This is a genomic window from Symplocastrum torsivum (assembly GCF_059505465.1).
Window position 1 is genome coordinate 26420 of the sequence record NZ_JCACKQ010000048.1, and the last position, 26217, is coordinate 52636.

Below are 26217 nucleotides of genomic sequence, written 5' to 3' on the forward strand. Positions count from 1 at the left end.
CTGGTAGCTACTGACAATGGAAAATAAAATTTAGACGCAGCATTAATGATATCAAAAAAAATCTGCTTAGTTGGCGACTTTGGAGTTGGCAAAACTAGTCTAATTCGCCGTTTTGTCGAGCAACAGTTTAGTGATCAGTACCTTTCTACAGTCGGTGTGAAAATCTCACGGAAAACTTTGGAATCCGTGAATTTACAGATGCTCATTTGGGACTTAGAGGGTCATACTAAATTTAAGGCGATCGCACCCACTTATTTACAAGGGGGAAGCGGCGCAGTCATTGTTGCCGATGTTACACGGCAGGAGACTGTTGAGCGAATTTCTGAACATATTAAACTCTTCTCCTCTGTTAACCCTAAAGGCTCTATTACCCTTGCTTTAAACAAATCTGATTTAGTCGAAGAGGAAAAGTTGGCAAAAATCACTCATTTAGTTCAGCTTCAATATTCAGATCAAGTATTAGGAATTTATCAAACTTCTGCTAAAACAGGCTCATATGTGGATGAAATATTTAACAAATTAGGTGAATCTATAATATCTCCTGTATGAATTCTCTTATTAAAAAACTCATAACATCTCGTTATGAGTATTTGGTGCTTGATAAAAACTTAATCATCTTGGAAGCATCGTCTGGCTCAAGAGGTTTTGCCGATTGTCCTTCTGAAGTCAGGCATAAAAACGATGTTCGCCTTGCTTTTCCTGAATTAGTAGGACTTGAAGCAACTCTTCTAGAGCTTATAGAGGGTCAAATAGATAGTTTTGAATTAACAGGAATTACTCGCTCAGGAATTCCCAATTCTCCGCTATACTTTGACTTATATATCAGTGGGCATTTTGACAAAGAATCGGGGAATAGTCAGTTAATTATTGTATTTGAAGATGTAACAGAAAAAATGGTCTTGCAGCAGACCTTAGTCCAACGAACTAACGAAGCGGCTCTTTTATTAAGTTCCTTAACGGCTTCAAGAAATTATATAAATCAAATTATCACATCAATGGCTGATGCTGTATTAGTAACTACAGCATCAGGGATTATAAAAAAAACTAACAAGTTTGCCCAAGATTTATTTGGATATAGCGAAGACGAATTAGATAACAATCCTATTTCAATATTAATCAAAAGTAAAGAATTTCTACAAAAAATAAATACCCTATCCTCTTCAAAGCCAGAGCAAGCTTTGAAAGATGTAGAAGTTATTTGTCAAACTAAAACAGGAGAAGAAATTCCTGTTGCCTTTTCCTGCTCAGCAATTCCAACAGAAGTAGAGGGATTAGAACACTTCGTTTATATCGGTCGAGATATTAGCGATCGCAAGCGTGTAGAAGCTGAAATGATTAAAGCCCTCGAACGAGAAAGAGAGCTTAGAGAACTTAAATCTTGCTTTGTTTCAATGGCAAGCCATGAATTTCGGACTCCCCTTACTACTATTGTTTCTTCTACAGAATTACTAGAAATTTACGGTCAAAAATGGACTGAAGAGAAAAAGCATAAACACTACCAGCGGATTGAATCGGCTGTAAATCGGATGACAAGCCTCTTAGATGATGTGCTTCTATTTAGCAAAGTAGAGGCTGGAAAGCTAGAATTCAATCCTAAACCCTTAGTACTCAAAGATTTTTGCAGTGATTTAGTTGAAGAACTACAACTCGGTATCGGTGTAAATCACAAACTTACCTTTGTCTATTCTGGTTCCTGTCGCAATGCTTGTATGGATGAAAAACTCCTAATTCACATTTTCGGGAATTTATTGAGCAACGCAATTAAGTATTCTCCTCAAGATACGACTATCCTCTTTGGCTGTTATTGTAGAGAGGAAGAGGTGCTTTTTGAGGTGAAAGACGAAGGAATAGGCATTCCGACAGAAGACCTAGAGCGGTTATTTGAGTCATTTCATCGAGCAAAGAATGTGGGTAATATCCCCGGTACTGGACTGGGTTTAGCCATTGTCCGAAAGTCTGTGGACTTGCATGGTGGCAGGATTATTGTGGAGAGTGAACCTGGGATTGGCACAACGTTTAAAGTGATTTTGCCCTGGGATAGTTAGAGAAGATTATTTCTTGCACAACTGTTCACTAACTTAAGTTGAATGGTACTGACATAAGGAAGATGGGGAAAGTAGGGCAGAAATTACTCCCTCATCTCCCCCATCTTGCGCCTCCGCCTACAATAGGAATTTATGAGCGTTGGTATTCAAGCCCTACCCCAAGAGGTAGTGAATCTCATTGCTGCTGGTGAGGTAATTGACTCCCTGGCGGCAGTTGTGCGAGAACTCGTGGAAAATGCTCTCGATGCTCATGCAAGCCGTATTGTTGTCTCAGTATGGTCTGATCAATGGCGGGTACGAGTGGCAGATAATGGTTCTGGCATGAGCTTGGAAGACTTGCAGCAAGCCGCCTCTGCTCACAGTACGAGCAAAATCCGTACCAGTGATGATTTATGGAAGATTACCAGTTTAGGATTTCGCGGGGAAGCGTTACATAGTCTGGCAGCACTGGCAGATTTAGAAATTTTGAGCCGACTCAAGGGGACGTTTGAGGGTTGGCGAGTGACTTATGACTCTCAAGGTGAACCGCTACAAAGTAAGACAGTAGCGATCGCGCCGGGTACAGTTGTCACTGTCTCTGATTTATTTGGTAGTTGGCCAGTACGCCGTAAAGGGCTACCAACGATTACTCAACAACTGAGAATTGTCCAAGCAACAATTCATCAAATTGCCCTCTGCCATCCCTGTGTTACCTGGCAAGTGCAGCAAAATGAGCGTCCCTGGTTTACTATCAGTCCAGGTAAGACCGCACAGCAGATTTTGCCGCAAATATTGAAGCAGGTGCGATTAACCGACTTACAGCAACTAACGCTAGAAGTACCAACCCCTTCAGAAAGTGAGGAATCTGAGAGGGAAAATTTCCCCTCAACCTCCCCTGCCTCTCCTCCTCCATCTATCCCCTTATCTCAAATCCAACTTGTATTAGGATTACCCGATCGCTGCCATCGACGACGCCCAGATTGGGTAAAGGTAGCGACGAATCGACGCTTAGTGCGATCGCCTGAATTAGAACAGACAATTCTTTCAGCATTGACACGCACTTGTCCACGCGATCGCTACCCAATTTGTTTCCTCCACCTCCAAATTTGCCCCAGCCAAATTGACTGGAATCGTCATCCAGCTAAGGCAGAAATTTACTTACACTCACTCTCCTACTGGAAAGAACAAGTATCCTCTGCAATTGAGCAAGCCTTGCGCCTCAGTCCAACCAATCTTCCAGAAGCAACTCACTCCCAACGGGTAGAAAAGTTGCTGAAAGTATCGGAAGAAAAAGGAGCCTATCACATCAGTCGATCAATACAACCTGCACCGCAAGCTGAAGAATCTGCCAAAAATGCTGCTGAAATTGGGCTAATTTCCCTAAAAGCGATCGCCCAAGTTCACAATATGTATATCCTGGCAGAACATCCTACGGGAATGTGGTTGGTAGAGCAGCATATTGCCCACGAGCGGGTATTGTATGAACAGTTATGCGATCGCTGGCAGTTAGTTCCTTTAGAACCTCCAGTGATTCTCAGCAATCTCTCCACTACTCAAGTTGAGCAACTTCAGCGATTAGGTTTGGATGTCGAACCCTTTGGTGAGCAACTGTGGGCAGTACGCAACGCCCCAGAAATGCTGCAAAAGCGAGGGGATTGTGCTAACGCTCTTTTGGAACTGAGTTTAGGCGGAGATTTACAAACTGCTCAAGTCGCAACAGCCTGCCGCAGTGCTATCCGCAATGGCACAGCGCTAAGTTTGCCAGAAATGCAAATCTTGTTAGATCAATGGAAAAGCACTCGTAATCCTCGCACCTGTCCCCACGGACGCCCAATTTATTTATCGTTGGAAGAGTCAGCACTTGCCCGTTTCTTCCGCCGTCATTGGGTAATTGGCAAAAGTCATGGCATTTAATTCAAAGTTTTCCTAATGCTAAATTTACGAAAAATTGCCTTTTATTTGGAAGATATTGAAACACCCGTCGGTAGAGCAATTAATTTGCTCATTATGGGATTCATTCTGCTGTCTTCACTTATTTTCGTAGCAGAAACTTATCCTCTTCCGGAGCCTGTTCGCATTAGTCTTGATACTATTGATACATTAATTTTAGTAGTTTTTGTCATTGAGTATTTAATTCGGCTTTATTATGCGATTGACAAAATAAAATTTATTTTTAGTCCCTTTTCCTTCGTTGATTTAATCGCAATACTGCCTTTCTTCTTGGGTTTAAACAATATACAGTTTATCAGGATATTTAGATGGTTCAGAATTTTACGATTAATTCGATTTATAGATCTCAAAATCTATTTCTTACGCATAAGCAGTGAAGATGGTGTCATTTTTACCAGAATATTATTTACTTTATTTACTATTGTTTTTGTTTACTCTGGGTTGATTTACCAAGTTGAGCATAGGGTTAATGCTGAGGATTTCGGAACATTTCTGGATGCGTTCTATTTTTCAGTAGTAACAATGACAACTGTTGGCTTTGGTGATGTTACCCCAACTTCAGAAGTCGGTCGCCTAATGACAGTCCTGATGATTTTAACAGGGATTGCTTTGATTCCTTGGCAATTGGGTGACTTGATTAAGCAACTACTCAAAACAGCTAATCAGGTAGAGAAAGCTTGTTCCGGTTGTCGTTTGCCCTTCTATGATGCTGATGCTCAGTTCTGCAAAATCTGCGGTAGCAAGTTGGACAAGGTTTAAATATAGCAGAAAGCTGTCAGCTATCAGCCATCAGCTTTCTTTTCAGACTAGTAGCACTTGTTTTGCAGCCTTTAACTGTACCTTATTTAACTGAGAACTCCTATATAATTAATTTTTACGTTTTAGGGCAAGAACGTACAATTAATGATTGATTTAAAGCCAACCTACATTTAGGATAAACTCAGTAAGATTAGCAGTTCTAGGATGCGATCACAGGGGTCTTAGAGGCGCGATTATGTTCTACTTCAAAGATATGGGAATAAAGGTTTGCAATGATTTGCTTTCCTTCTTGAGTTAGCTTTAAATAATTTAAGCCATCAATGATATAAGGATAAACAACATTCCAGTAAAACTTGGGATAGCTGTAAATCAGATCATCTGGATGTTGATAACCTAATTGCTTATTCACCCCTGTTTCTTCAAATTCATAAAATAATGCAGCCGTCTTTTGTAGATAGCGTGGGTCACTCAATTGACCAATCAAATCAGCCGCTCTAACTAAACCTGGATAGTTGATAGTATCTTGATGATCAGAATCCAAAGGCACGGGAAAGCGAGTTAGTTCAATATTCTTCTTGATAACTTGAGCATCAATTATATTGTGACCACCAAATCGCTCTTGAACAAAAAGTTTACCTCGATCAACATGATAAGGAGTCAAACTGGCATCGGTAGAACCTGGAGGAAGTGTGACGGTATTGTTACCTTCACCTGTAGCATACACCCTTAAATCCACTCGATCTTGTCGGCAAACACCTTTGACATAGCCAATATCATGGCATACTAAAGAAATTAAGAAGTGCAACCAATCTTCGCAAGAAACTCCACCTTCACGGATATGCTTTCCTCGCAAGATTTCTTGCCCTACCAAAGTTACTAAAATAGTATGTTCTACATTGTGGTAAAGAGCATTACTATTGGCAATATTCTCTAAAGCCATGTTCCCTACCTAGGCAATAATACTGGCATATTCCGGCTTCAGGTTACTATAAGCCGAGTCGTAAGCCGCCTTCAATTCGGGGATGAAAGCTTCAATTAAAAGCTTGGTAGGATTAAACATTGATACCCTAGATGTTACGGGAAATTAGGTAAAAGTTAAAGATATGCTAACGCATACCAAGGGAAGGTTGGTAGCGTTGTGGTATGTCTTGGCGGGGATAAGACTAATCTCAATCAAAAGTCAGTAACTAGTGCAGCTTGGCGGAAATAACTATCCAGTTGAAAAAGGTTAAAAAGCTTACTGCACAAGCGCAATATTCCTTCAGGCTTCAGCCTTCTTGCACTAGTGTCTGGGTAGAGTAGTTCCTGAAAATTTTGGCAAAGTCGGGTAAATGCGATCGCGCTATAGCCTTACCATAGTCTGAGTTCAGTCCTCTGCATCAAGTGCCCTATGTCCATTGAAAGAGACGAAAACCGAGAGGAACGCATTGACATGGAGATCATTGTCGATGCCTACAACGAAGAAGAACAGGCAATGGGTTGGTACTACTACCTCGACAATAAGCTCAACTTTCCCTTTAAGGCTAAGTGGTTGACAGGGGGAAGCACATCAAAAAGCGAAGACGTTGAGGTACTGAAAATGTCCCCAGAGGAGGCTTGCCAGAGGGAGATTTTTGTCGAGGTGCTTTACAAAGAAGGTACGGCTGAAGATGTATTTTCTGTGGCGCTATCTGACATTGAGCCTATCGAAGCGGATGACGACACTCAAGAAGCAGTCAAAGATTGGCACTATTGGGTTGGTATGGGATACGAGTTCGGAGAAGACTAACCAATGGCAGTGTATCAAGTTCGATTAGTGAATTCGGCAGTGAATCTCGATCGCACTATATCAGTTCCAGACGATCAGTACATTCTAGACATGGCAGAGGAAGCAGGTATTCGATTACCCGTTGGTTGTCGGGAAGGAACCTGTTCGTCCTGTATCGCCAAACTTGTTAGTGGTAAAGTTGATCAAAGTGAGCAAAAGTTTTTACAACCCTCAGAAATAGCAGATGGATACACAGTCACTTGTGTCGCTTACCCAATGTCTGATTGCGCCCTAGAAACTCACCAAGAACAAGTTTTATATAAATCGTCACTTTACTTTAAGTCAGATACGGCTCAAGCTCAATAAATACACTGACATGCATCTAAATTGCATAATCTGAACAGGCAAGTTGCCCATCCCACAAGAAACAACCCAAACACCAAGAAGGTGTACACCAATATTAAGACCGAGGACAAGCTACTGGCTTTTGCCAAGAACTATGAAGCACGGGTGTAGGAGTAGTAGCAGTGAGTACTACCTCTCCTTTTTGATTGAGTGCCCACCCTTGGGCTTCTACAATCGTCGGTTGTCTGTTGTTTGTGGCTTGTTGTCGGTTGTTAGTTGCTGCTAACGATTGTACGGGCACAGTCGGCTGTGATAGCGACGGCTTCCTATTCTCAACGAAACGCAAATCTTCCCAAACGGCATCAGGACTAAGAGCTTCGTTGGGAGAGTCGGGTAAGCCACCTGAACCTGTAATGACAAAGTAGCTCTGTCCACTCGCCACAGAACCTCCAGCCGCACAGGTTTGGTCAATTTGGTTAGAGGCATCAACGACTTCAGTTGGTAGGTTGGCTAATCCTTGGCTGGGGTCAACATCTGGTCTGTTGATTTCTACCACGCCATCTATGCCCCGTTCGGAACTGGCAGTAATTTCACTATCTGGAGAAAGAAACAGTCCTTGGGTTGTGATTTGGACACTACCGCCTTTTCCGTCGAAAGCATTGGCTGTGATGTCGCTATTTTCTAGGGCGGCTAATGTGTCAGTGTCGATATTGATATTGCCGCCGTTCCCACTGCTGTCTGCTTTAGCGGAGATAAGACTGTTGTTGCGTAGCTGGATGCTTCCAACCTGCTCAATCGTGACATTACCGCCTTCACCACTTGCCGTTTCCGCACTCAGAGTCCCCTGATCGAGCTTGACTAAGCTAGGAGCGATAATCAGCAAGTTACCTGCATTACCTGTTCCAAGGCTACTCACTGTTACACGAGCATCATCCCTGATGTTTAGCTGTCTAGTATTGAGCCTCACATCACCGCCATTACCTGTAGACCCTTGAGTGGTGTTAGCAAATAGCCCGCTAGCAGCACCTTCATTAGCAACACTTGTGGAAAACTGGGCAATTCGTTCAGCAAAAGTGCGATCGCTACCAGAGAGGATAATGCTATCAGTAGCATTAACGATGATGTTCCCGGCATTTCCCCCGTTAGGGCTAGTGGCACGGGTAGTGGTGACTAGTTGACCACCATTAACTGCGGCAAAAGTATCCGTGTTGACGGTGATGTTCCCACCATTCCCCTCACTGAAGGTCAAAGCATTCATTAACCCGCCGTCTGCTACCCGGAAGTCCCTGGTATCAACTGTGATATTACCTCCCTGACCTGTGCCATCGGTGAATGTGTATAATCCACTGGAAATCCCATCAGAGCCAACCCCAAAGATATCAACAGAAGAAGCATTGACCCAAATCTCGCCCCCCTTTCCCTGATCAAAAGTCGAAGCTGACACCATTGCCCCATCACGGACAATTAGCTGTCCAGTTTCAATCCTCAAGTCTCCAGCATTTCCGCTGCCCACAGTTTGGGTAAGCAAGGAGCTATTTGTTAGGAGAGTTACGGATTCGGTGGCAATCACTGTCAAATTTCCTCCTGCTCCAGTAGCTGTTGGTTGCGTCTCTGTTGATATAAAAGCCTGATTCTGGACAATCAACTGCCGAGTGTTGATTGTGATGTTACCTGCCCTTCCGGCTTCAGTTATAGTAAACAAGCCACTATTGCGCTTACCATCTGGTGAAGTGCCGCTCACTTCGACGGAATCCGAGGCAGCAACAGTTAAAGTCCCTCCCGGTTCTGACCCAATGTTTGTACTAGTAATCTGTGAACCCTCAGTCAGGATTACACGCCTGCCTTGTACCTGGATATCGCCGCCCCCCTGACCAGTGGTATCCATCAAAGCTCCCTGAGACACTTGAATGTCCTGAAAGTTCTGTATTCCCTCATATCCCAAAACCCAGCCTTGTGCTGTTGGGTTGAGACTGACCGAACCCGTTCCAGCGACACCACCAAGCTCAATCCGTCCAGCTTCTGCTCTCAGATATCCTCCCTCTAGCACCACTTCACCGCCCACAAGCGCTAAGGTTTTACCAGGTTGTACCTGAAGACCAACGACATATTCTGCACCTGTACTGTCAGTCCCACTGACAGCCGAGCGATTCTGGATACTACTCGCAGTTCCATTAAATTGCAGACCAGTTGGCACGCTTATGGTTAGCAAGGATGTGGTTGGGTAGGCAGTGGCACTAAACTCGGTGCCATCAGCAAAGACCAGACTACTTGCTGTACTTGCCAGGAAAGAGCCACCGATGTTTAGTGAGGCATTGGGACCGAAAATAATCCCGTTGGGATTAAGCAAAAACAGGTTGGCGGTGCCGTTAGCTTGGATAGTCCCCTCAATATTAGAGTTGGACAAACCCGTTACTCGGCTAATGATGTTCTGAATGTCTGTGGTGTTATTGAAGTAAGCTGTGTTCCCGTTGCTTACAGAAAACTGGTCGAAGCTATGAAACAAATTGCTTCCTGCTTGGGTGCCGCCAGTGAGAGTGGTGATGTTGCCTTGGGTGGTGACGCTGGTGTTAAGGGTTGTGTCCTTAACAACTTGAGCTTGGGTAGGGGTTGTAGGGGTCAAGCAACACAAGGCAATCCCAGCAGCAATCCCAAATGGATAAAGGCATTGTTTCATAGAAAATCAGTCTTTTAACCAAAGGAAACTGACTAATTATCTACAATTTTTAGCACTTTAAACGATTCTTTTCTTGCCTAAAAAAACCAAGGAATCAGCAGGTTATCGGTTCTTTTAACTAGCTACCACTGCTTACTACAATTTAGAAAAAATTAAAGTTACAGGACTTACACTTTGTCAACTATTTTGTTCCCTAATATTGAGGAACATAAATCAATCTAATTGCCACCAGATTTAGAGAGCTAATGCGTTGATTGTGTAAGTCCTGCTTTAAAAATAGCTCCTCCCTCCATAGTCTTAGATGTCATTAGAAGCCGGAGCCAAGGCGATGTATTTGCAGAAGAACAGAATGCTTTAGATTCAGCAACGTCCACAAGTCCGAGTAAAACCAAATATTTTGCAACAAATAGCATTTGGTGATGATCGAACCGAAATGCCTTCATCTTGCAGTTGAATATCTTCATCTTTCACAAGTTTGAACTCAACTACATTAAGCCCTGTGATGCCGTTCTTTTCCAATACTGCTTTCATATCACCTAGAATTACAGGCAGCTTCTGTTCGATTTCGGTGTATGATTGCTGTGTCTTTTCAGTCTCCACAAGTTTTTCCTGTGCTTCAAACATGGTAGATTTATCCTCTTGTATTCACTATTTGAGTTTCTAGTACGTTTCCTGACTCCCAGCACGTTTGGGTAGAAGGAATCGTCGATGTCTAGATTGTGGTCAATTCTGTAAGGCTTTCATAGTACCCTTGAGGGTACTATTTGCTTAGGCATTGCACGATAAGCTGCCGAGAGCATCTCGCATTGCCTGTTTGACTAGCAGTTTTTGGAAAAGGGTAAAGGGAAAAGTTTTTACCCTTTTACCTTTGATAAGTTAGAAACCATGAACAGGAGTACACAAACATGGCGATGAAATCCCTATTTCCTACGATCTAACACCTAATACCTATTTTCAGATTATGCGATCGCAAATCCAGTGGATTGATTCCGTTGCGAAATTGGAATTGTGATCACAAACTCAGTTCCTTGCCCAGGCGTGGAATTACACTCTATGTGTCCACCGTGTTTTTTGACGACAATCTGGTAGCTAATTGATAAACCCAAACCTGTACCTTTTCCTACCGGCTTTGTTGTAAAAAACGGGTCAAAAAGACGCTGACGCACGGCTTCTGTCATCCCAGAACCATTGTCTGTGATGCGAATAACAGCATGAGGAGTAAGTGCTAAAGGCTTTCCCTTAGGATGAGATGAGGATTTCAAAGTAGCTTCTTCCTGGTTTACTTCCTCAATCCCAGTACGAATTGTGATCATCGGCATAGATACTGGGAGTTGTGAATTGCCAAGCATAAATGTTGCATTCAGTATTCTAGATTCTTCCAGCGCATCGATCGCGTTAGAGAGAAGATTCATAAACACTTGGTTGAGCTGTCCTGCATAGCATTCCACTAACGGTAGATTGCTATACTCTTTGACTACTAGAATTTCAGAACGTCCAGCCGTTGCTTTCAGTTGGTTCTGTAAAATCAGCAGAGTGCTATCAATACCCTCGTGCAGATTGACAGATTTCATCTCAGCTTCATCCAGACGAGAGAAGTTCCGCAACGACAGCACTAAATCACGAATGCGATCGGCTCCTAATTTCATGGAATTAAAGAGCTTGGGAAGATCAGCTTTCACAAAATCCAAGTCTATTTCCTCCACAATCTTCTGGATTTCTGACACAGGTTGAGGATAGTGCTGGGCGTAAAGTTGCAGTAGCCGCAAAATGTCCTGAATGTATTGACTCGCGTAAGCAATATTGCCGTAAACAAAATTAATCGGATTGTTAATTTCGTGAGCGATACCACCAACCAGTTGCCCTAAAGAAGACATTTTTTCCGTCTGAATTAGCTGAGCCTGATAAGAATGCAGTTCCTGAATAGCATTTCTTAGCTTGGTCGCTTGTTGTTTTAATTTCGCTTCACTTTGCCGTAAGGCTGCTTCTACCCGCTGGCGTTCAAGAATGTCTTGCTTGAGTTGGGCATTCGCTTGAGTAAGTTGAGCCGTTCTTTCCTCGACTTGGATTTTCAATTGATCATGCGCCTTCAATAACTCTGACTCAGCTCGTTGGCGCTCGATAATCTCATGGCGTAGCTGCTGATTTGTCTTCTCTAATTCAGACGTTCGCTCTTCCACCACCTGCTGCAATATCTCAATGACTCCGTACATATCCGCAGGGTTCAGTACTTGCAGCAAACTTGTTTGGGAAACAATCCCCACCAACTCTCCATTGCTACCTGAGACAACTAAGCGCCGTACCTGATATCGTTGCATCTCCTCATGAGCAAGCCGCAAAGAATCTGAGGGTTGAAGGCAAAATAACGGCGTACTCATCACATCTTGAGCTGGCATTCGAGACAAATCCAGCTCCAGTGCTTGAAATTGCACGATGTCTCGCTCTGTGACAATACCAATGGGGATTAGTTGTTTGTTATCGATTATCTGTTCTTCATTATTGGTAGTTTCCGACGACTGACAAATAACAACGCAGCTAACCTGATGTTCTGTCATCAGCTTTGCTAAATGCAGCACGGAAACTGTGACTGGCGCATGAATAACCTGGGTTGTCATCACATCTTTGACATATCGCAGCCGTGTCAGCAGATTGACGGCTTGCATGGCTCTGCGAATACTGTCATGAGTGACAATTCCTATAGGTCGAGCTTGCTCATCCAGAATTGGTAAGTGGCGAATTCGGTGTTGGCGAAACAGCCCAAGCGCTGTAAAAATGTCGTGAGTCTCTGATTGCTTAAGGCTAATCGGGGGTTGCGCTACAACGTCGCCAATTTTGAGATTTCCTAAAGGAATATCTGCCGCTGTTAGCTTAACAATATCTCGCTCTGTAAATACGCCTAATAGCCGTGCATCCTGGGTTACTAAGACACAACCACCTGCGGTATCGACAACATCAATTACTGTCTGCCATTCCTGATCAACACAGCTAATGTTATTTATCTGCGTGTAGGCTTCATCAGCTTTGTTGTTGGAATTGTCAGCAGGCAGCGTACAACTGCGAAAGCGACTCATTAGTGTTAAGACATCAAGCAGTGGAGTATCAGGAGCCACTGTCAGGAAATGAGAGTCGATCGCAGGTGATAAAGCTAAAGGCTGGAGGGGCAGACCGTTAGGCTGCATGAGCAATTCTATAGACTAGCGTTTGCACAGCATTATGTTGCACAGGGTAACAGCATGGTACAAGCCTGATGAACTCGCACCAACAGGGTAATGCTGGCAATTGTACGCTGTGATACACTCAATGACACTGTAATTTTTTAGGCATTGCAATAAATCCTCACATCGTTGCAACAAATTGCTATATTCTTTCACATTTAACAATATCGCTCTCCTAAGAAAACAGAATGGTTTCTTCCATCCATAACGGAAGCGTTAGCAAAGCGGGGCGTTAGCCCATCGCGTCCGTAAACAGCTTCTGTCACTTTAGGCGATCCGCCGCAAGGCGGCAGCGCTTCGTTATCGCAAATGCTGTAACCCTGATAAGGCGTGAGTTTTCCCAACTGATATACATTTTTGAGCAAAGTTGTCCGAACTTTTGCTGCCCTTTCATGTAGAGCAGCTACAACTCAACCCGCTTGCTCCTAAACTCGCCCCCCGTCTTTTCCTACCTGTGTTGCCAGCAGGGCTAATGCTGCTACACCAGCGACCGCACCCCACTTGACCACTGGATTCTTATCCAGCCAGTCGGAAACACTCGGTATCACCTGATTATTAAAGTCTCCGTCAATTCGGGTATCATCTGGGACAGGCTCGTAAAAATTGTTTCGATCCTCTGGCGACTTTGGCTGATCAGTTTGCTGAAGCGGGAAGCCAATGAGTAGCAGCAAGGAATCCACCAGTTCTGGCGAAAGCCGCTGTAGTGCATCTAATGCTCTAGCTGCATCCCCAACGAAGAAGTCGCGGGTGGGATGTTCGGCAACGTGAAGGATTGCGTCAGCTACCAATCTGGGGTCGTAGTAGGGCGGTATCCCTGCAGGCTTTACGCCTAACTTCGTAAGACCATTGTTCCAGAAGGGGGTGTTGATCACCGCAGGCTTTACACTGGTCACGCTGATAGGAATTTTCTCATGTTGCAACTCGACGCGCATGGCTTCGGTAAAGCCTTCGATACCGTGCTTTGCGGCGGAGTACGCACTCTGGTAGGGAAGACTTCGCCTTCCTTCCATTGAAGAAATGTGGATTAGCGCCCCTCGTCCCTCACGCTTGAGATGGGGTAGTGCCGCCATCGCACCGTATACCTGCCCCATCAGATCTACATCAATGACGTGCTTAAACTCTTCTGGTGTGATGTTATCGAATGTGGCAAACAAGCCGATCGCAGGGACATGCACCCACGTATCGAGTCGCCCATACACCTCCACGGTATGATCAGCGATCGCCTTAACCTGATCAAAGACCGACACATCAGCGACAATAGCACTCGCCTCAGCACCAAAGCCCCGAATCTCGTCCACCAACGAGGCTAACTTTGCCTCACTGCGACCAGAGACAACCACCTTTGCCCCCCGTTTTGCAAATTGGAGGGCAGTCGCACGCCCAATACCGCTGGAAGCCCCAACGACGGCAACAACCTGCTGATTAATTGGCTTCAGTTGCATCAATACTACTCCTTAAAGTCCTTATTACAAATTCTTCAGGCGTGAAGGTAAAGTCACTCTAGAAACATTTAGTTTAGTTAAAATCTCTGAGATCAACTTCCATCAAATGTCAGAGTCAGTTCGCCGATATTAGTCCTAGACATTAGACCTCTTGCACGAATCTAGGAATGCCCCCTAAATCCCCCAATTCTGGGGGACTTTGAATATGAACACTCCAGTTCCCCCAATTTTGGGAGTTAGGGGGGCTTCAACTTAGTTGCAAGAGGTTTATTCAATATGAAATTGAGACGCAATAAATCACGTCTCTACCAAAAAGAAGTCTTAACTGACGATACCGGAATGACCTTGAATATCGCCTACGGGTTCAAAACGACCACCTAAGTACTTAGCAAGAAACTCTTCTGCGATCGCAAAAAAGTGTAATCGGTTCTCTGGACGAGCAAAGCCGTGTCCTTCGTCAGTATAGAGGGCATATTCTACAGGTTTGCCAGCCTTTTTCATCGCTTCAACAATTTGTTCACTTTCCGCTTGCTTAACTCGTGGGTCATTTGCGCCTTGTCCGATGAGTAAGGGTTTCTGGATGCGGTCAACGAAAAATAAAGGCGATCGCGATTTGAGAAACTCCTCTTCTGTCTCCATATTTCCAACACGGTGGTACATATTTGCCAACAAGGGTGCCCAGTAGGGAGGAATACTCTTCATCAATGTCACTAAGTTGCTCGGCCCAACAATGTCAACACCTGCTGCAAACACGTCCGGTGTGTATGTCAATCCCACCAGCGTTGCATAGCCACCATAGGAACCACCCATAATCGCAATCTTCTCTGGGTCAGCAATTCCCTGTTTTACTAACCAATTAACACCATCAATCAAATCGTCGTGCATTGTCGCTGCCCATTGGCGATTCCCTGCATTCAAGAAAGCTTTACCGTAACCAGTGGAACCCCGGAAGTTTACTTGCAGCACAGCATAGCCCCGATTAGCCAACCATTGCACAATCGGGCTATACCCCCAAGTATCCCGCGCCCAAGGTCCACCGTGAACCAGTAGTACAGTCGGTAAGTTCCTTGGCTCCAACCCGACGGGTATTGTAAGATAGCCGTGGATGGTCAACCCGTCTCGCGCTTCGTAGGAAACGGGTTCCATGGAGGCTAGGGACAACTCTTCAAGTTTCGGTTGGTTGCTAAAGAGTAAGGTGCTGGATTTGGACTCTCGATTGTAAGCGTAGTAGTAAACGGGACCATCGTCTGTGGTGTAAGCGACTAGCCAGTTTTTGTCAGCCAAGTCGCGGCTTGTAACTCCAAATTCCCCATCCCGCACTTGGGCAATGGCTTCAAAATCTGCGGCAATACTTTCATCCAGTATCTGCCACTCCACCTTGTCTTTGTCGAACGAAACGGCTTGGATAACTCGTGTCGTGGGGTGCGTGAGGATACCACCCACATCATATTGCTCATCCTCAGCAATGACAGTTTCTTCACGGCTAGCGAGGTCAAGGGCAAGCAAACGCTGAGCATTGGCATCGTGAGAGCCAATTACATAAAGGGTTTGATTGTCAGCCGAGAAGCCAACGGCACCACCTTGCTCATCGGGTCCCCAGTGGCGAAGCGTCTCCCAAGGCACATCAAGGGTTTCCCGGAATAACAACTCGTACCCACCATCAGGCGTTGCGGCTGTTGCTGCCCGAATCTGAAACTTGGCATCCGCTGTCCAACTGATGATATTACCTGGGTTGTCGGTGTCGAACTCAACCACACCGTTGTTTAGGTCAATGCAGTAAACGTCAAACTTTTGTTGGTTATTCAGGTTCAATCCTACCAACACTTTATCGGGTAATTCGGGGTCGATTTCTACAACCTGAGCTTTGACTCCTTGGAAGGGGGTTAAGTCCCGGACGATATTCGACTGAATATTGACTAAGTAAAGGTGGAAGTTCTCATCACCATCTGAGTCTTGCAGATAAATCAACTGGTCAGCATTGTAAGTCCAGAAGTACATCCGAATGCCACGCTTTTGATCATCCGTCAGTTTGCGATCGTCTTCTTGCCCGACACTTCGCAGCCACACTTGTAAGACGTTTTTCTCATCTGGCGCAATGTAGGCAAGGTACTTGCCATCGGGTGATAGCTGGGGGCGAGTACGCTCTGGATTGCCGAAGAGCGTCTCGCGAGGAATCAGTGGTGGTAGCTGAGTTGCTGATTGACTTGCTGTTGCAGTTGTCATTTTTATTTTCTGCCTCAAATGGTCACCTATGAGACACTTTAACGAATTGTCAAATCAGTATTCCAAGGTGAGCATGAGATGCGTGGATTAGAAGATACCGTATTGGCTTCAGCCTTCCAAAAGCGGATTGCAGTAACCCTTGACTCTGAGAGAGAAGTGCGATCGCACTAAGCTAAGACTATTGTGCTTCGATTAGAGCCGAATATGAATATATGGACAAGGTAAAGGAAAAATAAACCTAAATAGATTTGAAAGAAACGTTGATGGTCACGAAACGTAGAAGCACAGCGATGATTACAAGTCATTGCTGTGCTTCTTGCGTAGATTACAGCAAACTCCTGTATTTCCACGCCTCGCGGTTTTCTCAAAATCATGGAAGTAGATAAGAAAGCTGTAGGTACACCCGATGTAAAACTTGAGCCTTAAGCTAGCTGGTAAGCTGCCAGCATTCGTTTAGCTTTATGCAATAACTGAGAGGGCTTAGATTGCTTAGCTTGCTTAGCTTGCTTAGAAGTTGATGCGTTACCTGAGTTTGAGTGATCGTCCTGCTCATTCGCTTGCACAAGCATTGAGTCTGTGGAACGCACCACCATCTGACCACTTGCCAATGCTTCTCGTAACTGACGACCTGTTTTCCAGGCACTATATTTTGCTGCATTCCATCGAGGGTTAGCGGGATAGCCAGCAAATCCCGATCGCAAAGCGGCATGGTTAGCGCTGGGAATGGGGGTGTTGACCAACACGTTTTCTGTCAAATCGACCACCATCATGAAGTTGTGCTCCTTGAGTGCTTTATTCACAAACTTCACCACCTTTATGTTGTGTACAGAACAATTTATTTGTAAATCTTACTCATAATCTATTACAAATTATTAAATTTGTGAATACTCCTAAGTAAGGAAAATAAAAATTTGGTGTTCAGTCTTATTAAGTAATTAGCCAACGGCTGCGCTTAGCTTCAAGAAATTTTGCTCGTTTTCCACAACATCCATCAAAAGGCTTTCAGTGACTTCTAGTTCTAAATAATTTGCCTCTAAAGCAATCATACGCCCACTGTGGAGATCAACTCTAGGTTGATAGTGCAAGAGCATTTCTCCTCGCTTCAGTGCCTTGTGCAATTCACATTCCAGGTTTAGTGGTTCCTGGAGTTTTGTATTCATTTGCGCTGAGTAAAATTGGTAGCTATTACGCCATTTTTGCTTCTTATGAGTGTGCTTCCGGCAGGTTATTAGCTGTCTAGACAAAAATAATATTCCTTTAACTTATCCCACGTAAGCAAGGACGTGGAATGAAAGTGTTATTGGTTATTTATATTCTTTAACAAACAAAAAAGCGGCGGACGGAATGACCCTCCCTAGAAGGAAGGGGCTTCCCACCGCTTTATATTTAGCTGCCTGGGGAGTCTTTTAGCCGACTGGTAACTGTGGCTAAAAACTTATCGACATGGAAAGGCTTGAGAATATATTCATTAAATCCCAGCTCTCTAATTTTTTGAAGATTGGTGCGATCGGCACTAGCGGTGAGGAACATAAAAGGAATCGCTGCGGTGGTTGAATCTTGGCGCAGGACTTCTAGGACACCATAACCATCCAGTTCAGGCATCATCACATCGCAGAGAATCAAATCTGGCTGATGTTCTTTTGCTAACTGCACGCCAACTTCACCATTCTCAGCACCGAAGCAACAAAAACCCTCAATCTCTAAGAGTTCGATCAGGTTTTCTCGGATAAAAAGTTCGTCTTCTACTACCAGAATCTTCTTCATTAGCTTGGCTTTAACTGCTTTATCTATGGAGAGGGAGCGTAACTAGCAATGCCCGAAGTAATCTAACTTCGATTAAATCTATAATTCTGACCACCGCCATCCTTAACCAAACCCTCTTGAGTAAGCAGTGATTGCAAGCACACTTCCTTAAAAAATAATTATGAAACGATACATACAGGTACTAAAGCTATTTTGGACTACTGCGATCGCAGCCGAGCTAGAATATCGGCTCAACTTCCTTATTGCCTCTTTAAGCAGTTTGGGAAACCTTACAGGCAGCCTATTTGGGCTATTCTTGTTTTACCGTACTGGCTACACGTTTCAAGGCTGGAGCTGGGAAGAAGCGTTAGTAATATTAGGTATATTTACTCTACTTCAAGGCGTTTCGGCAACGTTCCTCGTCCCCAATCTAAACCGCATTGTTGGACACGTCCAGCAAGGTACATTAGACTTTGTCCTCCTCAAGCCTATCAGTAGCCAGTTCTGGCTTTCCTCTCGCAGCATATCCCCGTGGGGAATGCCAGATTTAATCTTTGGGGTCGTGCTGATTGCCTATGCTGGATCACAGCTTGGTTTGGGACTCAATAATTACCTAATCAGTGCCATCCCGATCTTTTTTGGCATCATCAGCCTCTATAGCCTCTGGTTTATGTTAGGAGCTACCAGTATTTGGTTTGTCAAAATCTACAACGTTACTGAAGTACTTCGGGGGTTATTGGAAGCAGGTCGATTTCCGATGGTTGCCTATCCGGCTAGTTACCAATTCTTCTTTACTTTTATAGTGCCAGTAGCATTCCTGACGACTGTACCTGCTGAAGCGATATTGGGTCGTAGTCAGGTTGTTTGGCTAGTCGGTGCAGGTGCCTTGGCGTTAGGATTATTGCTCGTTTCCGGCATCTTCTGGCGGTTTGCACTACGTTTTTATACCAGCGCTTCCAGCTAAACCTGGTCAAAAGAGGCTAGAGAGCAAGAATAGCAACAACTCTCCAGCCTCTTCTTCCCTAACTAGAACTAAGGTATAAATCCGAGCGCGAAGCTCCAACAAGAGCAATTGAATTAATCATTCAGACAGAAGATTCTTTGTTCGCGTTCTGTAATTAATTGAAGAGAAACAAAGACAAGGTTAAACCAATGGAAACGAAACAGCTTGGAAGCACTGGTGTCACCATCAGCGCGATCGGACTTGGTGGGATGCCGATGTCCTTGAGTGGCAGACCGCCAGAATCGCAAGCAATCAACGTTATCCATAAAGCACTCGACCTAGGCGTAACCCTCATCGACACCGCAGACTCTTACTGTCAGGATGAGTCCGACAAGCACCACAACGAACGACTTATCTGCAAAGCACTTCAGCAGTATCAGGGGGACATAAGCCAAGTGACTGTTGCTACAAAGGGTGGCTTAATGCGTCCGAATGGCAGTTGGACACGCAACGGTAATCCTGACCATCTGCGGCAGACAATCCGCGTTAGCTTTGAAGCATTGGGTGGGACAAAACCAATTGATGTTTGGCAATACCACGCCCCTGACCCAAACTATACGATTGAGGAAGCACTCGCACCAGCAAAAGAGGCAGTGGATGAGGGGCTAATTCGATTTGTCGGGGTTTCTAACTTTTCAGTTGAGCAAATTAAGCAAGCTCGTGACGTTGTTGAAATTGTCTCCGTTCAGAATCAATACAACCCTTGGAATCGGCAGCCAGAATCGGATGGCGTTTTGGAGTATTGCGAAACTGAAGGATTGACATTTTTCCCTTGGAGTCCACTAGGTGGAAGCCGTCGAGTTAGCAAGTTAGAAGATATTGCTGTAATTGCCCAGTTGGCTAAAGAAAAAGGCGTTTCGGTATATCAAATTGTTCTGGCGTGGTTGCTGGCGAAGTCACCCTGCATCGTCCCTATCCCTGGAGCCAGCAAATTGTCTAGTATAGACGACTCCCTCCATGCTAGTGAGGTGAAGCTTTCTGAAGCAGAAGTGAGGAAAATAGACCAGGAAACCTCCTCATAAGCTGTTGTGTAATTGGCGAAGTTCAGCCCTCGGCTTTTCGCATGAACGAAACACCTCTGGATTTAGAGCGCCTAAATGCTATATCTCAGGGCAAAGTTGCCTTTCAACAGCGACTTGTGCAAATGTTTGTTAAGAATGCTCAACCCGGACTAGAACAGATACGCCTTGCCCTGCAAGTACAAGATTTTCTCACAATTGAGCAGCAAGCCCACCGCATTAGAGGGGCAAGTGCAAACGTCGGTGTATTTATGATGCCAGAGGTTGCCGCGCAACTAGAGCGACAGGCACGAGAAAAAACCTTGGAAGGTGCAACAGAGCGACTTGAAGCTTTAGAAGACCAACTAGAGAAGGTTAAGGATTTTCTGGAAAACTGGCTACTTTGAGCTGTATTCATAAACAATTCAAGGCACCCACAAGGAGTGCCTTGAACTGATTTATCAAGATTCAATTGCTTAACGTCGTTGGTTACGAAGAGATAGCAATCCGATTAATCGGTGGAACCCGTTTGCAGCGATTCCTTATCAACCGCTGTCCATTCTGTGTGGAACAGACCTTCTTTATCGGTACGCTCGTAGGTGTGAGCGCCGAAGTAGTCACGCTGTGCTTGGGTGAGGTTTTGGGGAAGGCGATCGCGTCGGTAGCTATCGAAGTAATTCAACGACGCGGCAAACGCAGGAACGGGAATCCCTAATTTATTGGATACCGACAGCACTTCCCGCCATGCGTCTTGCCGATCCAAAATACTCTGCTTTAACTCAGGCGCTAGCAGCAGGTTGGGCAACTGTGGGTCGTGCGTAAAAGCCATTTTTATCTTGTCCAGGAAACCAGCACGAATGATACAGCCGCCTTTCCAAATCCGCGCACATTCACTCAAGCTAAGGTCATAATTAAACTCTTTTGATGCCTTAGCCAACAACTCCATCCCTTGAGCATAGGAACAGATCTTCGAGCAGTACAGAGCATCCCGAATCTTGTTAATAAAGTCCTGAGTATCCCCCTCATACTTACCCGTGGGACCTGTCAGGAGCTTAGATGCGGCGACTCGCTGCTCTTTGTAGAACGACACCACCCTGGCATTGACCGCCGCTGTCATGGTTGGAATTGGCACAGCTAGCTCAAAAGCGCTCTGCACTGTCCAGCGTCCGGTTCCTTTTTGCCCTGCGGCATCTTGAATGACCTCCACCAGAGGTAAATTTGTGTCTGGGTCAATGAAGTTGAAAATATCGGCTGTAATCTCAATCAAAAATGAGTTGAGTTCATCAGTAGTATTCCATTCAGCGAAGACCTCATGCAACTGCTTATGGTCTAGCCCTACAGCACTCTTGAGTAAGTCGTAGGCTTCTGCAATTAGCTGCATATCACCGTACTCAATCCCGTTATGTACCATCTTGACGTAGTGACCTGCGCCACCCGGACCAATATAGGTAACACAGGGACCATCATCCACCTGAGCCGCAATTCTGGTCAGAATCGGTGCTAATTCTCCATAAGCCGTATCTGTGCCTCCAGGCATCAGGCTAGGGCCATTGAGTGCGCCTTCTTCACCGCCACTCACACCCATACCAACAAATCCAAAGTTGCTAGCTTCTAGTTCTTTGGTACGTCGTTCTGTATCGGTGTAGAGGGAGTTACCGCCGTCAATGAGCATATCCCCAGGCTCTAGGAAGGGTTTGAGCTGGGCAATTACTGCATCCACTGGCGCACCCGCTTTTACCATCACCAAAATTTTGCGGGGTCGCGCTAGGGCTTGAACAAATTCTTCAATAGAATAGGTATCCTTGACATTCTTTCCCTGTGCCCGCTCCGCCATAAACCTCTGGGTAACGGCAGCAGTACGGTTATAAACGGCGATCGGGAAACCGTTACGTTCTACATTGAGCGCCAGGTTTTCACCCATAACGGCTAAACCAATTACACCGAAGCTTGGTTGTGTCATAAAACTCTCGTCGAACTCTGCTTAACTTGTAGTACGGTTCAATTCACCTACAGGGTAGCCCGATCCCCGCAGGAGTCCCGTAAAAAATAGATTAAGAGTCTGCAATTCAGAAGTAATATCCGAGGAAATTAAAAATGACAGCGGCTTTTGAGAACTGATTCACGGGTATTTGTATTTAAACAAACAGTTTCGCGCCAAAATTAGAAACAAAGACACAGTAAGGAGTACCCACAAAATGTTGGCATACGTCCTAGCGTTGGTCGTCGGTCTTGGTAGCTTTGCCATATACATGGCAGCTTTCTTTTTTCCAGAAGTTCATCGCAAAGAAGACTTTGCCTGGAGTGCAGTCGGATTATTTTATGCCCTGGTTTTATGGGTGTGCGCTGGACGCATTACAGGCGGCGTTCTCTTAGGTCAAATGGCAAGTGTAGCGCTATTGGGTTGGTTTGGTTGGCAAACCTTGACATTGCGGCGAGAGTTGATCCCGTCAGAGCAACAAACCCCAGTCCCCAGTCAAGGGGAACTGACCGAGAAGCTAAAAAATATCTCACCATCTGGGCAACCTCAAGGGCTACTCAATCAAGTCACAGGCTTTTTTAAGAGTCGTAGCAAAAGCACACCGGAAACGCAAACAACCCAGCCATCAGCCGAGGCTAGGGCAAGTTCTCCTATCGTGACGGTGGTTGATAAGACTACGCCCCAGACTGATAGCACACCAAAAGAAGCGAATACTCCTGTTGCTGAGGTGGCTGAGGTAAATCCTGTAGAAGAGGAACCAGCGACGGCTGACACTGAAATGTCAGAGTCTCCTGAACTTGTTCGCCCGAATCCGCCAGACCCGGAACTAGTAGAAGCTGCCCAAAACTCCGCTACTTCTGAGGCACCGCACTCAAGTACAGAGGCAGTGACACCAATAGAAGAAATCATTCCCGAAGTGGAACTCGCTCCACCTGCTGAACCACCGGGACCAGGAGACCCTGAAGATAGACTTGCAGAATCAGAAACAACGGCTTCGATCGAAGCTGTTCCCATCGATCCAGAAAATCCGCCAACGGCAACTTGAAAACCTTGGGGTTTCTCAGGGATAGAATAGTATGAATATACCTTCACAATTCTTCCCTGTGCGACTGTGACAGAAGCAAAATCTTACAAAGATACCGTCAATCTACTCAAAACCAAATTTGATATGCGGGCGAACGCGATTAAGCGCGAACCCGAACTGCAAAAGTTTTGGAAAGAAAACCAGATTTACGAGAAACTGTCACAGAACAATCCCGGTGAGATTTTCATTTTGCACGACGGCCCGCCCTACGCAAATGGTTCTCTGCATCTGGGTCACGCCCTGAATAAAATCCTCAAGGACATCATCAACAAATACCAACTGCTGCGGGGGCGCAAGGTTCGCTACGTCCCCGGTTGGGATTGTCACGGCTTGCCAATTGAGCTAAAAGTCCTGCAAAACATGAAGTCAGAGGAGCGGGAGCAGTTAACACCTCTGAAACTTCGTCATAAAGCGCGTAACTTTGCGCTCAAAGCCGTAGATGAGCAGCGCCAAGGTTTCAAGCGCTACGGCGTTTGGGGCGACTGGGAGCATCCTTACCTGACGATGAACCCAGAGTATGAAGCGGCTCAAATCGGTGTGTTTGGTCAGATGGTCTTGAAGGGCTACATCTATCGCGGGTTGAAGCCCGTTCACTGGAGTCCGAGTTCCCAAACAGCTTTGGCAGAAGCGGAGTTGGAGTATCCAGAAGGGCATACCTCGCGCAGCATCTATGCGGCGTTCACAATGACCAAGCCAGCGCCAGCCGTGAAAGAGATATTGGAGCCATTTGGGCCGAACTTGGGAGTAGCAATCTGGACGACAACACCCTGGACGCTTCCCGGCAACCTGGCAGTTGCGGTTAATCCTGAACTCAACTATGCCGTGGTTCAAGTTGGCACAGAAACCCCAGCTAAATACCTAATTGTTGCAGCGGATTTGGTGGAACGGCTGTCTGAAAAGCTTGGCACTCCGCTGAGAGTGAAAGCGACTATGCCAGGACGGGTGTTGGAACATAGCACCTACAAGCATCCACTGTTTGACCGCGAGAGTGAGGTTGTAATTGGTGGCGATTACGTCACCACCGAGTCAGGTACAGGATTAGTACACACGGCCCCTGGTCACGGTCAAGAAGATTATATAGTCGGTCAGCGGTATGGCTTGCCGATTCTCTCACCTGTGGACGATCGCGGAAATCTTACCGCAGAAGCCGGACAGTTTGCTGGCTTAAATGTACTTAAGGATGCCAATGAGGCAATCATTCAGGCAATGCTTGAAGCAGGTGCCTTGCTTAAGGAGGAGGCTTACGGTCATAAGTATCCTTATGACTGGCGCACGAAAAAACCGACGATTTTCCGGGCAACGGAACAGTGGTTTGCAAGCGTTGAGGGATTCCGGGATGAGGCACTCAAATCAATCAAATCCGTAAACTGGGTTCCCACTCAAGGCGAAAACCGCATCACGTCAATGGTAAGCGATCGCTCAGATTGGTGTATCTCCCGCCAGCGCAATTGGGGTGTCCCAATTCCGGTATTCTACGACGAAGAAAGCAACGAACCCCTACTAACCCAAGAAACGATCGCCCACGTTCAAGCTATTTTTGCAGAAAAAGGCTCAGATGCTTGGTGGGAACTCTCAGTAGAAGAACTGTTGCCCGAACAACATCGTAATAATGGCAAGTCATACCGCAAAGGTATGGACACAATGGATGTCTGGTTTGACTCCGGTTCCTCTTGGGCAGCCGTGGCAAAACAGCGAGAAAATTTACAGTATCCCGTAGATTTGTATCTAGAAGGGTCAGACCAACACCGAGGCTGGTTCCAGTCCAGTTTGCTCACTAGCGTTGCTACAAATGACATTGCTCCTTACAAAACTGTCCTAACCCACGGCTTTTTGGTGGATGAACAGGGACGCAAGATGAGTAAATCACTGGGCAATGGAATTGACCCCGCTGTGGTAATTGAGGGTGGCAAGAACCAGAAAGAAGAACCACCCTATGGAGCGGATGTCTTGCGCTTGTGGGTTTCTTCGGCAGACTATTCCTCCGATATTGCCCAAAGCAAGAATATCTTCAAGCAACTAGGGGATATTAGGGGCAAAATCCGCAATACGGCGCGTTTCCTCTTAGGAAATCTACACGACTTTGACCCAGCCAAGCATACAGTGCCTTATGAGCAGCTTCCCGAATTAGACCGCTATATGCTCCATCGGATGACGGAGGTATTTGGGGAAGTCACGGAAGCGTTTGAGAGTTATCAGTTCTTCCGCTTTTTCCAGACTGTGCAGAACTTCTGCGTAGTTGACTTGTCGAACTTCTATCTGGATATTGCCAAAGATAGGCTTTATATCAGCGATTTAAACTCGCCTCGCCGTCGTAGTTGTCAGACGGTGTTGGCGATCGCAGTAGAAAATTTAGCACGAGCGATCGCACCAGTTCTATGCCACATGGCAGAAGACATCTGGCAATATCTCCCCTACCAAACCCCCTATAAATCTGTGTTTGAATCAGGTTGGGTGAAATTAGAGGAGCAATGGCATAAACCTGAACTGGCAACACTCTGGCAGAAGTTGCGGACTATCCGCACGGAAGTCAATAAGGTGCTAGAACAGGCACGAACAGAGAAGATAATTGGTTCTTCTTTGGATGCCAAGGTGTTACTTTACGTGCCAGATAGCGAGTTGAGCCAGCAATTAGCAGCACTCAATCCGCAAGATAGCTTGAGTGACGGTAATCATATTGATGAACTGCGTTATCTCTTGCTTGCTTCTCAGGTGGAACTATTAGATTCTCCTGAGGCTCTAGCAGAAGCCAAGTACAGCTTCCAGTCAGATACGTTGGGAGTTGGTGTGGTTAAGGCAGATGGAGAAAAATGCGATCGCTGCTGGAACTACTCAACCCACCTTGGCGAAGCAGCAGAACACCCCACCTTATGCGAACGCTGTGTTCCTGCATTAAAGGCTGAGTTCTAGCTAACCTCAACTACAACTTAAATCCTCATAGGGTGAGCAAGACTCACCCTATAATTTTTTTATTCTTACTAACTAACTGGAGTTTAGACTAAAGCGCTCTGACTCAGCGAAGCTGAGTGGAGCGCAAT

The 26217-nt window shown here is 45.5% G+C and carries 21 protein-coding genes and 1 pseudogene; 11 read left to right on the forward strand and 11 right to left on the reverse strand.

Annotated elements, in window-relative coordinates:
• Positions 1 to 45 precede the first annotated feature (45 nt).
• The 4 genes from AC5JL3_RS16260 (at position 46) to AC5JL3_RS16275 (ending at position 4733) form a co-directional block, all read left to right on the forward strand.
• Positions 46 to 549: a Rab family GTPase gene (locus AC5JL3_RS16260; RefSeq protein ID WP_496075469.1), complete on the forward strand. Its 504-nt coding sequence runs from the start codon at positions 46 to 48 to the stop codon at positions 547 to 549.
• On the forward strand, positions 546 to 2045 hold the full coding sequence (locus tag AC5JL3_RS16265; protein WP_496075470.1) for a sensor histidine kinase: 1500 nt from the start codon (positions 546 to 548) through the stop codon (positions 2043 to 2045). Before AC5JL3_RS16260 ends, AC5JL3_RS16265 begins: the two co-directional genes overlap by 4 nt.
• A 132-nt stretch (positions 2046 to 2177) precedes the next feature.
• Positions 2178 to 3938, forward strand: coding sequence for a DNA mismatch repair endonuclease MutL (mutL, locus tag AC5JL3_RS16270; protein WP_496075471.1), 1761 nt, complete (start codon positions 2178 to 2180; stop codon positions 3936 to 3938).
• Positions 3939 to 3953: 15 nt separating this feature from the next.
• Entirely contained in the window at positions 3954 to 4733 is a 780-nt protein-coding gene (locus AC5JL3_RS16275; protein ID WP_496075472.1) for an ion transporter, read from the forward strand.
• A 199-nt stretch (positions 4734 to 4932) separates the two neighbouring features.
• On the opposite strand, the pseudogene AC5JL3_RS16280 reads toward AC5JL3_RS16275, so the two are convergent.
• Positions 4933 to 5793: pseudogene (locus AC5JL3_RS16280) on the reverse strand (Npun_R2479 family HD domain-containing metalloprotein).
• A gap of 330 nt (positions 5794 to 6123) precedes the next feature.
• On the opposite strand from AC5JL3_RS16280, the gene AC5JL3_RS16285 reads away from it, so the two are divergent.
• Positions 6124 to 6501 carry a calcium-binding protein gene (locus AC5JL3_RS16285; protein ID WP_496075473.1) on the forward strand — a complete coding sequence of 126 codons (378 nt, stop codon included), beginning with the start codon at positions 6124 to 6126 and terminating at the stop codon, positions 6499 to 6501.
• Between the two features lie 3 nt (positions 6502 to 6504).
• A complete protein-coding gene (locus AC5JL3_RS16290; protein WP_496075474.1) occupies positions 6505 to 6846 on the forward strand; it encodes a 2Fe-2S iron-sulfur cluster-binding protein in 342 nt (113 codons plus the stop codon).
• 94 nt (positions 6847 to 6940) lie between these two features.
• Here AC5JL3_RS16290 and AC5JL3_RS16295 read toward each other — a convergent pair whose 3' ends face one another.
• The 9 genes from AC5JL3_RS16295 to AC5JL3_RS16335 all read right to left on the reverse strand — a co-directional run bounded on the left by AC5JL3_RS16295 (position 6941) and on the right by AC5JL3_RS16335 (position 18140).
• Positions 6941 to 9499 carry a two-partner secretion domain-containing protein gene (locus AC5JL3_RS16295; RefSeq protein WP_496075475.1) on the reverse strand — a complete coding sequence of 853 codons (2559 nt, stop codon included), beginning with the start codon at positions 9497 to 9499 and terminating at the stop codon, positions 6941 to 6943.
• A gap of 360 nt (positions 9500 to 9859) precedes the next feature.
• Positions 9860 to 10123, reverse strand: coding sequence for a hypothetical protein (locus AC5JL3_RS16300; protein WP_496075476.1), 264 nt, complete (start codon positions 10121 to 10123; stop codon positions 9860 to 9862).
• 335 nt (positions 10124 to 10458) lie between these two features.
• The gene (locus AC5JL3_RS16305; protein WP_496075477.1) at positions 10459 to 12675 is read right to left on the reverse strand and encodes a CBS domain-containing protein; all 2217 of its coding nucleotides are present in this window, start codon (positions 12673 to 12675) and stop codon (positions 10459 to 10461) included.
• Between the two features lie 194 nt (positions 12676 to 12869).
• The gene (locus AC5JL3_RS16310) at positions 12870 to 13076 is read right to left on the reverse strand and encodes a hypothetical protein (RefSeq protein ID WP_496075478.1); all 207 of its coding nucleotides are present in this window, start codon (positions 13074 to 13076) and stop codon (positions 12870 to 12872) included.
• Between the two features lie 60 nt (positions 13077 to 13136).
• The gene (locus tag AC5JL3_RS16315; RefSeq protein WP_496075479.1) at positions 13137 to 14153 is read right to left on the reverse strand and encodes an SDR family oxidoreductase; all 1017 of its coding nucleotides are present in this window, start codon (positions 14151 to 14153) and stop codon (positions 13137 to 13139) included.
• Between the two features lie 321 nt (positions 14154 to 14474).
• Positions 14475 to 16376 carry a S9 family peptidase gene (locus AC5JL3_RS16320; protein WP_496075480.1) on the reverse strand — a complete coding sequence of 634 codons (1902 nt, stop codon included), beginning with the start codon at positions 16374 to 16376 and terminating at the stop codon, positions 14475 to 14477.
• Positions 16377 to 16798: 422 nt separating this feature from the next.
• Positions 16799 to 17146 carry a hypothetical protein gene (locus AC5JL3_RS16325; RefSeq protein WP_496075481.1) on the reverse strand — a complete coding sequence of 116 codons (348 nt, stop codon included), beginning with the start codon at positions 17144 to 17146 and terminating at the stop codon, positions 16799 to 16801.
• Positions 17147 to 17311: 165 nt separating this feature from the next.
• On the reverse strand, positions 17312 to 17536 hold the full coding sequence (locus tag AC5JL3_RS16330; RefSeq protein WP_496075482.1) for a hypothetical protein: 225 nt from the start codon (positions 17534 to 17536) through the stop codon (positions 17312 to 17314).
• A 226-nt stretch (positions 17537 to 17762) separates the two neighbouring features.
• On the reverse strand, positions 17763 to 18140 hold the full coding sequence (locus AC5JL3_RS16335; protein ID WP_496075483.1) for a response regulator: 378 nt from the start codon (positions 18138 to 18140) through the stop codon (positions 17763 to 17765).
• A gap of 160 nt (positions 18141 to 18300) precedes the next feature.
• On the opposite strand from AC5JL3_RS16335, the gene AC5JL3_RS16340 reads away from it, so the two are divergent.
• The 3 genes from AC5JL3_RS16340 (at position 18301) to AC5JL3_RS16350 (ending at position 20527) form a co-directional block, all read left to right on the forward strand.
• Complete coding sequence (locus tag AC5JL3_RS16340; protein ID WP_496075484.1) at positions 18301 to 19083, forward strand: ABC transporter permease; 783 nt, start codon at positions 18301 to 18303, stop codon at positions 19081 to 19083.
• Positions 19084 to 19271: 188 nt separating this feature from the next.
• Complete coding sequence (locus AC5JL3_RS16345; protein ID WP_496075485.1) at positions 19272 to 20144, forward strand: aldo/keto reductase; 873 nt, start codon at positions 19272 to 19274, stop codon at positions 20142 to 20144.
• A 41-nt stretch (positions 20145 to 20185) separates the two neighbouring features.
• Entirely contained in the window at positions 20186 to 20527 is a 342-nt protein-coding gene (locus tag AC5JL3_RS16350) for an Hpt domain-containing protein (RefSeq protein WP_496075486.1), read from the forward strand.
• Positions 20528 to 20631: 104 nt separating this feature from the next.
• On the opposite strand, the gene gnd is transcribed toward AC5JL3_RS16350, so the two are convergent.
• A complete protein-coding gene (gene gnd, locus AC5JL3_RS16355; RefSeq protein WP_496075487.1) occupies positions 20632 to 22080 on the reverse strand; it encodes an NADP-dependent phosphogluconate dehydrogenase in 1449 nt (482 codons plus the stop codon).
• Positions 22081 to 22315: 235 nt separating this feature from the next.
• Between gnd and AC5JL3_RS16360 the strand changes: the two genes are divergently transcribed.
• Positions 22316 to 23143: a Ycf66 family protein gene (locus AC5JL3_RS16360; RefSeq protein ID WP_496075488.1), complete on the forward strand. Its 828-nt coding sequence runs from the start codon at positions 22316 to 22318 to the stop codon at positions 23141 to 23143.
• Positions 23144 to 23209: 66 nt separating this feature from the next.
• A complete protein-coding gene (ileS, locus tag AC5JL3_RS16365; protein ID WP_496075489.1) occupies positions 23210 to 26089 on the forward strand; it encodes an isoleucine--tRNA ligase in 2880 nt (959 codons plus the stop codon).
• The last annotated feature ends 128 nt before the right edge of the window (positions 26090 to 26217 follow it).

Bases quoted from the DNA above. Each gene is read 5' to 3' on its own strand.
- AC5JL3_RS16260 (WP_496075469.1), top strand. From the start codon at position 46: ATGATATCAAAAAAAATCTGCTTAGTTGGCGACTTTGGAGTTGGCAAA.
- AC5JL3_RS16265 (WP_496075470.1), top strand. From the start codon at position 546: ATGAATTCTCTTATTAAAAAACTCATAACATCTCGTTATGAGTATTTG.
- mutL (WP_496075471.1), top strand. From the start codon at position 2,178: ATGAGCGTTGGTATTCAAGCCCTACCCCAAGAGGTAGTGAATCTCATT.
- AC5JL3_RS16275 (WP_496075472.1), top strand. From the start codon at position 3,954: ATGCTAAATTTACGAAAAATTGCCTTTTATTTGGAAGATATTGAAACA.
- AC5JL3_RS16285 (WP_496075473.1), top strand. From the start codon at position 6,124: ATGTCCATTGAAAGAGACGAAAACCGAGAGGAACGCATTGACATGGAG.
- AC5JL3_RS16290 (WP_496075474.1), top strand. From the start codon at position 6,505: ATGGCAGTGTATCAAGTTCGATTAGTGAATTCGGCAGTGAATCTCGAT.
- AC5JL3_RS16295 (WP_496075475.1), bottom strand. From the start codon at position 9,499: ATGAAACAATGCCTTTATCCATTTGGGATTGCTGCTGGGATTGCCTTG.
- AC5JL3_RS16300 (WP_496075476.1), bottom strand. From the start codon at position 10,123: ATGTTTGAAGCACAGGAAAAACTTGTGGAGACTGAAAAGACACAGCAA.
- AC5JL3_RS16305 (WP_496075477.1), bottom strand. From the start codon at position 12,675: ATGCAGCCTAACGGTCTGCCCCTCCAGCCTTTAGCTTTATCACCTGCG.
- AC5JL3_RS16315 (WP_496075479.1), bottom strand. From the start codon at position 14,153: ATGCAACTGAAGCCAATTAATCAGCAGGTTGTTGCCGTCGTTGGGGCT.
- AC5JL3_RS16320 (WP_496075480.1), bottom strand. From the start codon at position 16,376: ATGACAACTGCAACAGCAAGTCAATCAGCAACTCAGCTACCACCACTG.
- AC5JL3_RS16325 (WP_496075481.1), bottom strand. From the start codon at position 17,146: ATGATGGTGGTCGATTTGACAGAAAACGTGTTGGTCAACACCCCCATT.
- AC5JL3_RS16330 (WP_496075482.1), bottom strand. From the start codon at position 17,536: ATGAATACAAAACTCCAGGAACCACTAAACCTGGAATGTGAATTGCAC.
- AC5JL3_RS16335 (WP_496075483.1), bottom strand. From the start codon at position 18,140: ATGAAGAAGATTCTGGTAGTAGAAGACGAACTTTTTATCCGAGAAAAC.
- AC5JL3_RS16340 (WP_496075484.1), top strand. From the start codon at position 18,301: ATGAAACGATACATACAGGTACTAAAGCTATTTTGGACTACTGCGATC.
- AC5JL3_RS16345 (WP_496075485.1), top strand. From the start codon at position 19,272: ATGGAAACGAAACAGCTTGGAAGCACTGGTGTCACCATCAGCGCGATC.
- AC5JL3_RS16350 (WP_496075486.1), top strand. From the start codon at position 20,186: ATGAACGAAACACCTCTGGATTTAGAGCGCCTAAATGCTATATCTCAG.
- gnd (WP_496075487.1), bottom strand. From the start codon at position 22,080: ATGACACAACCAAGCTTCGGTGTAATTGGTTTAGCCGTTATGGGTGAA.
- AC5JL3_RS16360 (WP_496075488.1), top strand. From the start codon at position 22,316: ATGTTGGCATACGTCCTAGCGTTGGTCGTCGGTCTTGGTAGCTTTGCC.